Annotated in this window: 11 protein-coding genes; 4 read left to right on the forward strand and 7 right to left on the reverse strand. The window is 64.1% G+C overall.

Features of this window, described 5'->3' with window-relative positions; translation table 11 throughout:
- Positions 1-22: 22 nt before the first annotated feature.
- Positions 23-301, reverse strand: coding sequence for a BufA1 family periplasmic bufferin-type metallophore (locus tag L0V05_RS12940; RefSeq protein ID WP_234871114.1), 279 nt, complete (start codon positions 299-301; stop codon positions 23-25).
- Positions 302-475: 174 nt separating this feature from the next.
- Between L0V05_RS12940 and L0V05_RS12945 the strand changes: the two genes are divergently transcribed.
- Together L0V05_RS12945 and L0V05_RS12950 are read left to right on the forward strand one after the other, a co-directional pair.
- Entirely contained in the window at positions 476-1021 is a 546-nt protein-coding gene (locus L0V05_RS12945; protein ID WP_234871116.1) for a sigma-70 family RNA polymerase sigma factor, read from the forward strand.
- Complete coding sequence (locus tag L0V05_RS12950; RefSeq protein ID WP_234871118.1) at positions 1018-1644, forward strand: NrsF family protein; 627 nt, start codon at positions 1018-1020, stop codon at positions 1642-1644. Before L0V05_RS12945 ends, L0V05_RS12950 begins: the two co-directional genes overlap by 4 nt.
- Before the next feature lie 384 nt (positions 1645-2028).
- Here the strand turns inward: L0V05_RS12950 and phoB are convergent, their stop codons facing one another.
- Genes phoB through L0V05_RS12980 form a run of 6 tightly spaced genes read right to left on the reverse strand, consistent with a single transcriptional unit; the run spans position 2029 to position 8183 of the window.
- Complete coding sequence (gene phoB / locus L0V05_RS12955; RefSeq protein ID WP_234871120.1) at positions 2029-2721, reverse strand: phosphate regulon transcriptional regulator PhoB; 693 nt, start codon at positions 2719-2721, stop codon at positions 2029-2031.
- Positions 2721-3440, reverse strand: a complete 720-nt coding sequence (phoU, locus tag L0V05_RS12960) for a phosphate signaling complex protein PhoU (RefSeq protein ID WP_234871122.1) — start codon at positions 3438-3440, stop codon at positions 2721-2723. Before phoU ends, phoB begins: the two co-directional genes overlap by 1 nt.
- 10 nt (positions 3441-3450) lie before the next feature.
- Complete coding sequence (pstB, locus tag L0V05_RS12965; RefSeq protein ID WP_234871124.1) at positions 3451-4248, reverse strand: phosphate ABC transporter ATP-binding protein PstB; 798 nt, start codon at positions 4246-4248, stop codon at positions 3451-3453.
- A 12-nt stretch (positions 4249-4260) separates the two neighbouring features.
- On the reverse strand, positions 4261-5613 hold the full coding sequence (gene pstA / locus L0V05_RS12970; protein ID WP_234871126.1) for a phosphate ABC transporter permease PstA: 1353 nt from the start codon (positions 5611-5613) through the stop codon (positions 4261-4263).
- Positions 5610-7070, reverse strand: coding sequence for a phosphate ABC transporter permease subunit PstC (pstC, locus tag L0V05_RS12975; RefSeq protein ID WP_234871128.1), 1461 nt, complete (start codon positions 7068-7070; stop codon positions 5610-5612). The genes pstA and pstC overlap by 4 nt, the downstream gene beginning before the upstream one ends.
- A gap of 57 nt (positions 7071-7127) precedes the next feature.
- On the reverse strand, positions 7128-8183 hold the full coding sequence (locus L0V05_RS12980; protein ID WP_234871130.1) for a PstS family phosphate ABC transporter substrate-binding protein: 1056 nt from the start codon (positions 8181-8183) through the stop codon (positions 7128-7130).
- Positions 8184-8543: 360 nt separating this feature from the next.
- On the opposite strand from L0V05_RS12980, the gene L0V05_RS12985 reads away from it, so the two are divergent.
- Positions 8544-11069 carry an arylsulfatase gene (locus L0V05_RS12985; protein ID WP_234871132.1) on the forward strand — a complete coding sequence of 842 codons (2526 nt, stop codon included), beginning with the start codon at positions 8544-8546 and terminating at the stop codon, positions 11067-11069.
- Positions 11070-11233: 164 nt separating this feature from the next.
- The gene (locus L0V05_RS12990) at positions 11234-12745 is read left to right on the forward strand and encodes a DUF1254 domain-containing protein (protein ID WP_234871134.1); all 1512 of its coding nucleotides are present in this window, start codon (positions 11234-11236) and stop codon (positions 12743-12745) included.
- The last annotated feature ends 77 nt before the right edge of the window (positions 12746-12822 follow it).

Genomic DNA, 12822 nt, shown 5'->3' on the forward strand with positions numbered 1-12822 from the left:
GGATCGCCCGCGCGGGTGCGGATCAGGACTTGATCGGCTCGAGCGAGCCCATGCCGGTCGGCGTCTTCATCGTCACGCAGGTGCCGGCGGGGACGTATTTCCAGTGCGCGCCGTCGTAGTCGACCTTCGAGGTGCCCGCGCAAGTCGTGCCGGCGCCGGCGGCGCAATCATTCTGGCCGGCCAGCGCGACGCCGTAGCATTTCTCCATCTTCATGTCGTCGGCCTGGGCCGCGCCGGCGGCGGCAGTCAGCGCGGCGGCGAGCGAGGCGGTCAGGCCGAGGGCGGTGGGCATATGGGTCATCGAAAGCTCCTGTCGGGTTGAGGCGGAACCGACCACCGGTTCCTGACTGACCCTTCGTCATCACCTGACGCTGCGTTACGCGGCTCACGAATTGGTGTTCGGAAACGCCTGTTTTTGCGGTAATCCTCGACAGGCTGTAACAATTCGGCGGACGGGACGAATGGACTTCCCGACATGACGGGAACGCAGGACGACTGGTCGGTGCTGATGCGCGCGGCCAATGGTGGCGATGCACGCGCCTACAGCCGCCTGCTGCATCTGGTCACGCCGGTGCTGCGCGGAATCGTCCGCGCGCGGGGCCGCGCCTTTTCGGCCGAGGCGCAGGAGGACATCGTGCAGGACGTGCTGCTTGCCATCCATCTCAAGCGTCATACCTGGCGCGAGGACAGCCCGGTAAAGCCGTGGCTTTACGCCATAGCGCGCTACAAGGTGATCGATGCCTTTCGCGCGCGCGGGCAACAGGTGCAGGTGCCGATCGAGGATTTCGCCGACGTCCTCCCGGCCGAGCCGCAGGCGGATCCAACCGAACGCAGCGACGCCCTGAAGATCCTCGGTCAGCTTGACTCGCGTTCGGCCGAGTTGCTGAAGGCTGTCGGTCTTGACGGGGCGGATGCGGGCGAAACCGGCCGGCGTCTTGGAATGTCAGAGGGGGCGGTGCGGGTGGCATTGCACCGGGCCTTGAAGCGCCTGGCCGAGTTGCGCGAAAGGCAGGTGTCATGAGGACCGACGATCTGATCCGCGCCCTGGCTGCTGACAAGGTGCAGCCCGCCTCGGTTGGCTCAAGGCTGGCTCTTCTGCCGCTGGCGCTGCTTGTGGCGGGGGGGCTGCTGTTGGGCATCATCGGCATCAGGCCGGATCTGGGGGCCGCGCTGATGGCGCCTGTGACTGCGCTGAAGAACCTTCTGCCGCTGGCCCTGGGCCTTGTGGCGCTAATACTGGCCGTCCGCCTGGCGCGGCCCGGTGTGTCGGTGCCTGTTGCGGGGCTTGTCGTCTTTCCGTTGGTGGCGGCGGCGCTGTTCGCCTATGGGCTGACGCAGATGCAGATGGCAGACTGGGGCCGTGGGCTGATGGGGCGTACGGCCGCGTTCTGTGTGCCGGCCATCGTCCTGACCGCGCTTCTGCCGCTCGTTGCCGCCATGAGGGCCATGCGGGCCGGGGCGAGCACCGATCCGCAACGGAGCGGCGCCTTGACCGGCCTGGCCTGCGGTGCGCTGGCAACCGCCATCTATGCGCTGCATTGCAACGAGGACAATCCGCTGTTCTTCGTCACCTGGTATGGCCTTGCGATCCTGATCGTGGCTGGGATCGGGGCGATCCTTGGGCGGCGCCTGCTGCGCTGGTAGTCTTCGGGGGAACTGCGGGCCGGGCGGTGATGGCCTGACCGGGTTTGCCGCAATCGAGAAAAGAAGCGGGTCGCCGCGCTTGGGGACGCGGCGACCCGATGCCTACTGGGGGCATTCGTCAAGCAGGACTACTTCGACAGTCGCGCCTGGGGCAAAGGGGAAAGGGACAGTCCCTTGCGCGAGTGGTAGGCCCGTTGGGGGCAGGCCTTGTCTTCGTATTCCTGCTTGGGTCTGGCACCTCATCGGGCCATGACCAGACCATGCCATGACAAAACCCCGGCCGCTGTTCCCCAGGTGACAGGCGCAGGGCCGGTCGCAATTTCGTGATGAGAACGCCTCCGGCGCGGGCGCGCGCGGAGGCGTCATCTGCGATCGCGCGGCCGGTCAGCCGAGCGCGTAGCCAGCGCCGCGCACAGTGCGCAGCGGATCCTCGCCGCCAAAGGCGCAAAGCGCCTTGCGCAACCGGCCGATATGGACATCGACCGTGCGCGTGTCGACATAGATGTCGCGGCCCCAGACCCGGTCGAGCAATTGCTCGCGGCTCCAGACCCGGCCCGGCTTTTCCATGAAGGTGGACAAGAGACGGAACTCGGTGGGCCCAAGCTTCAGCACCTTGTCGGCGCGGTAGACGCGATGCGTTTCGGGGTCGAGGCGGATGTCGTCATAGGCCAGCGTCAGCCCGACCGAGGACGGGCGCGAGCGACGCAGCTGGGCGCGGACACGGGCCAGAAGCTCGACGATCGAATAGGGCTTGGTCACATAGTCGTCGGCGCCGGTTTCCAGGCCGCGGACGCGGTCGACTTCCTCGGACCGCGCCGACAGCATGATGATCGGCACGCCCCGGGTTTCGGGGCGCGATTTCAGCCGGCGGCAGACCTCGATCCCCGAGACATTGGGGAGCATCCAGTCGAGCACGATCACGTCGGGCGCGACTTCCTCGACCAGGATCAGCGCCTCTTCGCCGTTGCCGGCCTGCGACACGCGAAAGCCTTCGGCCTCGAAGTTGTAGGACAGCACCTCGCGCTGTGCGGGTTCATCCTCGACAACCAGCACCGTGGGTTGTTCGGCGGCAGCCATCACTTGATCCCATCAAGGCCAGTGATCGAAGTCGTGTCTTCCTTCGGGCGTGCCTCCTCGGGCATGGCGCCACGGACGAGGTAGATCACCTGCTCGGCCACGCCGGTCGCATGGTCGCCCATCCGCTCAAGGTTCTTGGCGATGAAATGTAGATGCATGCAGGCCGTGATATTGCGCGGGTCTTCCATCATGTAGGTCAGGAAGACGCGGAACAGCGAGTTGTACATCTGGTCTACATCACGGTCGCGCCGGCGCACATCTTCCGCGAGTTCCGAATCGCGGCGGATATAGGCGTCGAGTGCATCCTTCAGAAGCTGTTCCACCGTCTTGGCCATGCGGCGGATGGTGCCTGCCGTTTCGCCAACCGGCGGCAACTGGTTGAGCACTGACGAGCGCTTTGCCAGGTTCTTGGCATAGTCGCCGCAGCGTTCCAGCGCGCTGGCGATCTTCATCACCGACAGAACGGTGCGCAGGTCGGTTGCCGTGGGCGAGCGCAGTGCGAGGACCCGCGCCGCTTCAGCCTGGATCTGGTCTTCAAGCGCGTCGATGGCCTTGTCGGCAAGGCGCACCCGCTCGGCAAGCTCGTCGTCGCGGGTCTCGAGAGCCTGGGCGGCGTCGAGGATGTTTGCCTCGACCAGGCCGCCCATCTTCATGATCATCGCCTGGATGGCTTCCAGGTCGCGATCGAAGGAGGTGACGATATGGGGATCGCTGTTCATGTGGACTCCCTCAGCCGATCCGGCCGGTGATGTAGGATTCCGTGCGCGGATCCTTGGGGTTGGTGAAGATCTGGCCGGTCTCGCCGTATTCGACAAGGTTGCCGAGGTGGAAGAAGGCGGTGCGCTGGCTGACGCGGGCAGCCTGCTGCATCGAGTGCGTGACGATCACGACCGAGAACTGGCTGCGAAGCTCGTCGATCAGCTCCTCGACCTGCGCCGTCGCGATCGGGTCGAGCGCCGAGCACGGTTCGTCCATCAGCAGGACTTCCGGCTGGGTGGCGATGGCGCGGGCGATGCAGAGGCGCTGCTGCTGACCGCCGGACAGGCCGGTGCCGGGCGAATCGAGGCGGTCCTTCACCTCGTTCCAGAGCGCGGCCTTCTTCAACGAGGTCTCGACGATGCCGTCCAGTTCGCTCTTCGATCGGGTGAGGCCGTGGATCTTCGGGCCGTAGGCGATGTTGTCGTAGATCGACTTCGGGAAGGGGTTCGGTTTCTGGAACACCATGCCGACCTTTGCGCGCAGTTGCACGGGGTCGACCTTGGCGTCGTAGATGTTCTCGCCGTCCAGCGTGATCGTGCCTTCGACCCGGGCGCTGGCGACGGTGTCGTTCATCCGGTTCAGGCAGCGCAGGAAGGTCGACTTGCCGCAGCCCGAGGGACCGATGAAGGCCGTCACCGTCTTGTCGAGGATGTCGACATCGACATCCTTCAGCGCGTGGTTGGTGCCGTAATAGACCTGCACCTTGCGGGCCGAGATCTTTGATTCGTTGGTGTCCACGTTCCGCTCCGCGATACGCATGTCGTTCATTTGTTTGCCCCCTTACCAGCGGCGTTCGAAGCGGCGGCGCAGGACGATGGCGACCGCATTCATGATGAGCAGGAAGACGAGCAGCACGATGATCGCACCCGAGGCCCGTTCGACAAAGCCCGGATCGCCGCGTGTCGTCCAGCTGTAGACCTGAACCGGCAGCGCGGTGGCCGGATCGAACAGCCCCCCAGGCAGGCCGCCCGGATAGTCACGGACGAAGGCGACCATGCCGATCAGCAGCAGCGGCGCCGTCTCGCCCAGGGCCTGCGCCAGACCGATGATCATCCCGGTCAGGATGCCGGGTGCGGCCAGCGGCAGGACATGGTGGAAGACCGATTGCACCTTCGAGGCGCCGACGCCAAGCGCGGCGTCGCGGATCGACGGCGGCACCGCCTTCAGCGCGGCACGGGCGGGGATGATGATGCGGGGCAGGGTCATCAGCGTCAGGACAAGCCCGCCGACGATCGGCGCCGATTGCGGCAGTCCGGCGAAGTTGATGAACACCGCGAGGCCGAGGATACCGAAGACGATCGACGGCACGGCAGCAAGATTGGCAATGTTCACCTCGATGAGGTCGGTCCAGAAGTTCTTGACCGCGAATTCCTCCAGATACACCGCTGCGGCGACACCGATCGGCAGCGACAGGACGAGCACCACGATCATCATGTAAAGCGAGCCGAGAATTGCCACGCCAAGACCGGCCGCCTCGGGCCGCTGGTCAGACGCGTCGGGGGCCGTGATGAAGGCCCAGTTGAAGCGCTTGCCCATCAGGCCGGCGTCGGTCATTTTCTGTGCGACTTGAAGCTGTTCCGGGGTGATGTTCGAGTCAAGCTTTGCGCTTTCCATCGTGACCCGGCCCTTGAAGAACCCGTCGACACGGCCGTTGGCCAGAAGCTCGAACTCTGGAAGCGACGTGCCCACGACGGCCGGATTGGCCAGCACGTAGTTGCGAAGCTGCGCGGGCGCCTCAGGCGACAGCAGGCCCGCGATCTGCTTCTCGGTCATCCCGTCAGTCGAGATGCCTTTCGCGGCCAGCGCAGCCGCCAGCGCCTCGTTGATGACCTTGGCGTAACCGACGGTCGTTACCTTGGCCATGACCGCCGAGTCGCGGGTGCCGGATTTGTCAAGCTTGTCGGCCGGTAGTTCGATCGGGATCGTGACGAAGGTCTGCCGGAAGGCCGGCATGCCGGCGCTGAAGATCGAGATCAGCAGCGCGGCCAGCGCCAGCATGGCGATCGAGATCGCGACGATCCCGTAGAGGCGGAAGCGCGTCTCGGCAGCGTTGCGCTTGCGCGTCAACTCGTCCTGGACCAGCAGCGAACCGCGATGGGAGCCAGACGCGGGAGCAGCGGAGATGTCGGTCATTCGTATTGCTCCCGGTATTTGCGCACGATGTAGAGCGCCAGGATGTTCAGGCCGAGGGTGACGACGAACAGCGTCAGGCCAAGCGCGAAGGCGACGAGCGTCTCGGGCGAAGCGAATTCGGTGTCGCCGGTCAGCTGGCTGACGATCTTGACGGTGATGGTGGTCATCGCCTCGAAGGGGTTGAGGCTGAGTTTTGCGGCGGCGCCGGCGCCCATCACCACGATCATCGTCTCACCGATGGCGCGGCTCGCGGCCAGCAGGATTGCGCCGACAACGCCGGGCAGGGCGGCGGGCAAAACCACCTTGCGGATTGTCTCCGACGGTGTCGCGCCGAGGCCGAGCGAGCCGTCGCGCAGGGATTGCGGCACGGCGTTGATGATGTCGTCGGACAGGGACGAGACGAAGGGGATGACCATGATCCCCATGACGATCCCGGCGGTCATCACCGACGACGAGCTGTTGCCCAGATTCAGCGGCTGGGCGAAGTAGTCGCGCAGGATCGGACCCACGGTGATAAGCGCAAAGAGGCCGTAGACGATCGTCGGGATGCCGGCGAGGATCTCGATCAGCGGCTTGACCACGGTGCGAACGCGCCTGCTGGCGTATTCCGACAGGTAGATCGCCGACAGCAGCCCGACCGGCACGGCGACGAGCAGCGCGATGAACGAGACATAGAGAGTACCCCAGAGCAGGGGCAGGATGCCAAGCTCGGATCCGCCGCGGAATTGCGGGTTCCACACCGTGCCGAGGAAGAAGTCCAGCGCCGGGTACAGCGTGAAGAAGTGGAACGTTTCGAAGACAAGCGAAAGGATGATACCGACCGTGGTCAAGACCGCGACTGTCGAGGCCGCAAACAGCGTTACGGTAATGAAGCGCTCGGACGCATTCCGAGCGCGGAAATCGCGGTTGATGCGGGGGAAGGCGATCCCGAAGCCAAGAAGTGCTGCGGCCAGCACTGCGATCGTCCGACCGATCGCGCCGGTCGCATCCAGCTTGCGATAGGCCTTGGCGGCTTCGAAGACTGCGGGGTTCACGTCAGAGCCGAGCGCCACGCCGACAGTGCCAAGCAGCGCCCGCACGTCGGTTGCATCGGTGGTCATCGCCTCCAGCTCGTCCGGCGTGATCTTGTCCTGATCGATTGCGGCGTCCAGGCCCCCAGAGATGCGGCGCACGTCCGACAGGGCCAGCGTCTGCGCGGCGGCGTCGGGTGCGACATCGGCGGGGATCATGCCTGAGACGCGGGAATTGACGATCATCGGCTGCACGATCAGCCAGAGGATCAGCACGAGGAAGGCGGGAACGGCGGTTGCCAGGAAAACGACAAGGCCATGGAAGAAGGGCAAGGAATGTAGGACGCGCGTATCGCCGCCCGCGTCACGGATCGCCCGATTGCGCCCCAGGACGAAGCCGACGGCGGCGAGGCCAAGGACGATCAGCGAGATTAGGCCAGTGCTCATGGAACCACCCGGATCGGAAAGGACCGGGTGGCGCGATGGCGCCACCCGGCAGAGGGATCAGTTCAGCGGGCCCATGACGGTGCCGGCAGCGACGGCTTCCTGGGTCTTGGCCAGTTCCGGATCGGGAACCAGGCCGTAAGCCGCGAGCGGGCCGTCCGGGCCGGCCATGTCATCGGACACGAAGAAGTCGATGTATTCCTGCAGGCCCGGGATCACACCGAGATGCGCCTTCTTCACGTAGAAGTAGAGCGGACGCGACACCGGGTATTCGCCCTTGGCCACCGACTCGACCGTCGGCGTGACACCGTTGATGGTCGCCACTTTCAGCTTGTCGGTGTTGTTCTGGTAGAAGGACAGGCCGAACACGCCGATCGCCTGCTTGTTGGCGGCGATACGGGCCAGCGTCTCGGTATAGTCACCGTCGACGTCAACCGACTTGCCGTCGGTGCGCAGCGTGTTGCAGGCCTTCTCGGCGGCTTTCGCCTTTTCCTTCTCGTCGGCGCCTTCGGCCTTCGCCAGGAACAGGTCATAGGCACCGGTTTCCTTGCAGCCGGCCACGATCACCTTGGTGTCGAAGACTTCGCGGGTGCCGTGCTTGGTGCCGGGGATGAATGCGAGGATCGGCTGGGCGGGCAGGGCGGCGTTCACCTGGTCCCAGGTGGCGCTGGCGTTGGCGACCAGCGCGCCGTCCTTGGCAACCTGCGCGCCGATGGCGTTGTACCAGTCGGCCGGAGTGAAGGCGAAGTCCGGGCCGGCGATGTCCGAGGCGAAGACGATGCCGTCATAGCCGAACCGAACTTCCATGATCTCGGTCACGCCGTTCTTGGCGCAGGTGTCGATGTCGCTCTGGGTGATGCGGCTAGACGAGTTGGCGATGTCGATGGTGTTCTCGCCCACGCCTTCGCAGAACTTCTTGCGGCCAGCGCCCGAGCCGCCGGATTCGACGACGGGCGTCTTGAAGTCGAAGTTTTCGCCGAAGGCTTCGGCCACGATGGTCGCATAGGGCAGCACGGTCGAGGAGCCGGCGCTCTGGATGTTGTCGCGGGCAAGGGCGGCGGTCGCCGAAACAGCCGCGATCGCAAGCGTCGAGGCGGTGAGTTTCATGAAGGACATCGTGTTCTCCTGAGGGATTCGTCTAAGGGTCGCCGACTGGCGGCCTCGGGAGGCGGGGTAAGCTGTCTCGACGAACCATTTGTAAGAGTTTTGTAACAGTTTTATGAAATCGCCCTTCCGGCCGATGAACCGTTTCCGAGACAAAGGAGAGGATCGGTCTGGTGGCGCCGGTTGGGCGAAGATTGGCGTGTAAAGTAAACTTAGCGGCAAAAAATTCCCGCCGACTTTGCCGGTTCGCATGTATGAATGCCCGGGAAACCTGCCTTTGGCCGCCGGTAACGGTGACGTCCATCGTTCGAAGACAGGTTTGACGGGGGGGCAATTCGCCCAATTTGATCGAATCTAGAGGGAGAATCGCTGATGATTCCCAATTTTGAACTGCCTCGGCAGCTTACACGGACCGCAGTTGCAGTCCTGCTGCTCGCCTTGGGCGGAGGGATGGCTGCCCAGGCACAGCAAACCGAAGCGCCCCTTGGTTCGCCCGCTGCAACGCGCGTGCTGGATGGTGGCCAGCTTCCACCGGACCCGCTGCCGTTCGGGGGTGTCATCAAGGATGGCGCATTGCAGTCCAAGCCGTGGTGGCCGCCGCGCGTGGTGCCTCCGAAGGGCGCGCCGAACGTGCTGCTCATCATCACCGACGATGCCGGCTTCGGTGTTCCGAGCACCTTTGGCGGGGTCATCCCGACCGAAACGATGGATTCGCTGGCGAAATCCGGCCTGAGCTATACCAACATCCATTCGACGGCGCTTTGCTCGCCCACCCGCGCCGCGCTCATCACCGGGCGCAACCACCATTCGGCAGGCTTCGGTGTGATTTCCGAACAGTCGACCGGTTATCCGGGCTACAACTCGATCATCGAGCCCGACAAGGCCACGATCGGGCGGATGCTGCTGGGCAACGGCTACAATACCGCCTGGTTCGGCAAGGACCACAATGTGCCGGCCTTCCAGGCGTCGCAGGCCGGCCCCTTCGACCAGTGGCCGACCGGCATGGGCTTCCAATACTTCTACGGCTTTGTTGGCGGTGACGCCAACCAGTGGCAGCCGAACCTGTTCCGCAACACGACGCAGATCTATCCCTTTGCCGGCAAGCCGGACTGGAACCTCATTACCGGGATGGCGGATGACGCGATCGGCTGGATCAGCGACATGCACCAGATCGACCCGTCCAAGCCGTTCTTTGTCAAATATGCCCCCGGCGCCACCCATGCGCCGCACCACCCGACGAAGGAATGGGTCGACAAGATCGAGGCGATGCACCTCTTCGATGACGGCTACGAGGCTCTGCGCGAGCGCATCTTCGAGAACCAGAAGAAGATGGGCCTTGTGCCACAGGATGCGACGCTAACGCCCTGGCCTGCGGACATCATCAAGCCCTGGGACCAGTTGACCGCTGACGAGAAGAAACTGTTCATCAAGCAGGTCAACGTCTTTGCCGCCTATGCCGCCTATTCCGACCACGAGATCGGACGGGTGATCCAGGCGATCGACGACATTGGACAGCTGGACAACACGCTCATCATCTACATCAACGGTGACAACGGCACGAGCGCCGAGGGCGGGCCACTCGGCACGCCGAACGAGGTGGCTTTCTTCAACGGCCTGAACAAGATCCCGGCGGAGGAGCAGCTGAAGTGGTATGACGTCTGGGGCACCGAGCAGACCTACAACCACATGTCGGCGGGCTGGTCGTGGGCCTTCGACACGCCGTTCGACTGGTTCAAGCAGAACGCCTCGCGCCTGGGTGGCATCCGCCAGAACATGGTCGTGTCCTGGCCGAACGGCATCAAGGATGCCGGCGGCCGCCGCGACCAGTTCATGCATGTGATCGACGTGGTCCCGACCATTCTAGAGGCCAGCGGCGTCAAGGCGCCCGAAGTCGTCGACGGCATCAAGCAGGCCCCGATCGAGGGCACGAGCTTTGCCTATACCTTCGACGCCAAGAACGCCAAGGAACCCAGCCATCACAAGATCCAGTACTTCGAGATGATGGGCCAGTGGGCGCTTTATGACGAGGGCTGGCTCCTGTCGACCAAGGTCAACCGGGCGCCGTGGGAGGCCTTCGGGCCGGCAAACCCGGATCCGCTGAACAAGCAGGAGTTCCAGCTTTACGATCTGACCAAGGACATGAACCAGACCCACGACATCGCCGCGGAAAACCCGGAGAAGGTCAAGGAGCTCAAGGCGAAGTTCATGGAAGAGGCGAAGAAGTACGAGGTCTTCCCGATGGATGCCTCGGTCGCTGCCCGCATCGTCGCGCCGCGCCCGAACATCACCGCCGGTCGGACCGAGTTCGTCTATACCCGTCCGATGGTCGGCCTGCCGCAGGGTGACTCGCCCGGGCTGCTGAACGCCTCCTATACCATCACCGCCGAGATCGAGGTGCCGGAAGGTGCCCCGGCCGAGGGGATGATCCTGACCTCGGGCGGCCGGTTTGGCGGCTATGGCTTCTACCTGAAGGAGGGCAAGCCGGTCTTCCTGTGGAACCTCGTCGACCTGAAGCGGCAGTCGTGGAATGGCCCCGACGTGCTGACACCCGGCAAGCATACGGTGGAGTTCGACTTCACCTATGATGGCAAGGGCGCTGAAACGCTGGTCTTCAACGACTTCAGCGGCGTCGGAAAGGGCGGGACTGGTGTGCTCAAGGTCGATGGCAAGGAGGTCGTATCGCAGAAGATGGAGCACACGCTGCCGATGATCCTGCAATGGGACGAATCCTTCGACATCGGCTCGGACACGCTGACCGGGGTGAACGACGCGGATTACCAGCCGCCGTTCCCGCTGACCGCCAAGCTCGACAAGCTGACGCTCAAGATCGACCGTCCGCAGCTGAGCGACGCCGACAAGGCCGCGCTGGAAGCGGCGATGATGAAGCAGGCCGACTGATCCGGCCATAGGATGCGCCGCCGTAAGGCGGTGCATCCCGTAGACCTAGTCAAATGAAAGTGGCGCTTCGCGCGTCAACATGGTTCATGATCGCGCGAAGCGGGCGCCCAGTCTCTCGACGGGCTCCTGGCGTTTGACGGGGGCACAGGGGAGACAATGAGCCGATGACGATGCGAAAGACGATGGGAGCGCTGGCGTTTGTGCTCGCGGGCGGGCTGGCGGGTTCCGGGCTGGCCCAAGATTACAAGATGCAGACGTCGGTCGCGCCGGGTGTCGCCACGCCCGACACGCTCGAAACGTCGATCGGCACCCTGACGCTGCATGACGGCGTGCCGGACAAGGAAACCGCGGCGAAGGTCCAGGACAATCTCGATCGCTCGCGCGCCCTGCAAGCCTTCCTGCTTGGCATTCCGATCGTGAACCAGGCGGGAATGCGCCAGTCACTGGCGCAGTTCGGCCCGGCCAACAGCACCGACGTGATATGGGAAAACCTCGTTGATCCCCGCACGGTGGAGCTGACGGCCAATGACAACACGATCTACAGCTTCCTCTGGCTCGATACCCGTGACGGGCCGCTGGTGGTAGAGATACCGCCCAAGGTGCTCGGCTCGATCAATGATTTCTGGTACAAATGGGTGATCGATGTCGGCATCACTGGCCCGGACAAGGGCGAGGGCGGCAAATACCTGATCCTGCCGCCCGGCTACGCGGGCGAGGTGCCGGACGGCTATTTCGTGGTGCGCCCCGCGACCTATGGCATGTGGACGTTCTTCCGCGCCTTCCTTGTGGATGGCAAGACCGGCCCGGCTGTTGAAGGCGTGAAGAACAATCTGAAGATCTATCCTCTGGCGCAGAAGGACAATCCGACGCCGGCAAAGCTGGTGAATGCCTCGGGTGTCCCGTCGAACTTCGTCTTTCCGACCGACTTCACCTTCTGGGAGTTGCTGAACCAGGTCATTCAGGAAGAGCCGCCCGAAGGGTCCGACCCGACGACGCTTGGCCTCTTCGCCTCGATCGGCATCGAGAAGGGCAAGCCTTTCGCGCCGGACGAGAGGATGAAGTCGATCCTGACCGATGCCGCGATGATTGGCAGCGTCACCGCCCGGTCGCTCGCCTTCAATCTGAAGTCGCGCACCGGATACTATTATCCCGACAGCACCAGCAACTGGCGCCTGCCGTTCTTCGGTGGCTACAAGTTCCAGTCGCAGCCGGGTGTCGCGAACCTCGACGGCGCAGCCTTCTACTACTTCTTCGCCACGGGCGTGACGCCGGCGATGGAACAGAAGATGGTCGGCAAGGGGTCGCAATACCCGTGGACGGCGCTCGACGCCCAGGGCAACCCCTTCGACGGCGGCAAGACCTACCGGTTGCACCTGCCGCCGAACGTGCCGGTCGCGGATTTCTGGTCGGTCATCGTCTATGACACGCAGACCCGCTCGATGCTGCAGACCAACCAGCCCGCCCCGAGCGTTTCGAGCCAGAACAAGGACATCCAGACCAATGCCGACGGGTCGGTCGATGTCTATTTCGGCCCCGTCGCGCCAAAGGGCATGGAGAGCAACTGGATCGAGACCATTCCCGGCAAGAGCTGGTTCATGATCCTGCGGCTTTACGGACCCCTCGAGCCCTGGTTCGACCAGAGCTGGCGTCCGGGCGAAATTACCCTGGTCGACTAGCCTGCATCCCCCGCCGAAAAGACCAAGGGCCCGCGGCTAGCGGGCCCTTGGCATATTGGGGCAGGGGACCAGAGGGG

Origin of the sequence: Alitabrizicola rongguiensis, assembly GCF_021491355.1 — a bacterium.
Classification (GTDB): Bacteria; Pseudomonadota; Alphaproteobacteria; order Rhodobacterales; family Rhodobacteraceae; genus Aliitabrizicola; species Aliitabrizicola rongguiensis.

Excerpts from the sequence above, each read along its gene's own strand:
- L0V05_RS12940 (WP_234871114.1), bottom strand. The coding sequence starts at position 301 with ATGACCCATATGCCCACCGCCCTCGGCCTGACCGCCTCGCTCGCCGCC.
- pstC (WP_234871128.1), bottom strand. The coding sequence starts at position 7,070 with ATGAGCACTGGCCTAATCTCGCTGATCGTCCTTGGCCTCGCCGCCGTC.
- L0V05_RS12945 (WP_234871116.1), top strand. The coding sequence starts at position 476 with ATGACGGGAACGCAGGACGACTGGTCGGTGCTGATGCGCGCGGCCAAT.
- L0V05_RS12980 (WP_234871130.1), bottom strand. The coding sequence starts at position 8,183 with ATGTCCTTCATGAAACTCACCGCCTCGACGCTTGCGATCGCGGCTGTT.
- phoB (WP_234871120.1), bottom strand. The coding sequence starts at position 2,721 with ATGGCTGCCGCCGAACAACCCACGGTGCTGGTTGTCGAGGATGAACCC.
- pstA (WP_234871126.1), bottom strand. The coding sequence starts at position 5,613 with ATGACCGACATCTCCGCTGCTCCCGCGTCTGGCTCCCATCGCGGTTCG.
- L0V05_RS12990 (WP_234871134.1), top strand. The coding sequence starts at position 11,234 with ATGACGATGCGAAAGACGATGGGAGCGCTGGCGTTTGTGCTCGCGGGC.
- phoU (WP_234871122.1), bottom strand. The coding sequence starts at position 3,440 with ATGAACAGCGATCCCCATATCGTCACCTCCTTCGATCGCGACCTGGAA.
- L0V05_RS12985 (WP_234871132.1), top strand. The coding sequence starts at position 8,544 with ATGATTCCCAATTTTGAACTGCCTCGGCAGCTTACACGGACCGCAGTT.
- pstB (WP_234871124.1), bottom strand. The coding sequence starts at position 4,248 with ATGAACGACATGCGTATCGCGGAGCGGAACGTGGACACCAACGAATCA.
- L0V05_RS12950 (WP_234871118.1), top strand. The coding sequence starts at position 1,018 with ATGAGGACCGACGATCTGATCCGCGCCCTGGCTGCTGACAAGGTGCAG.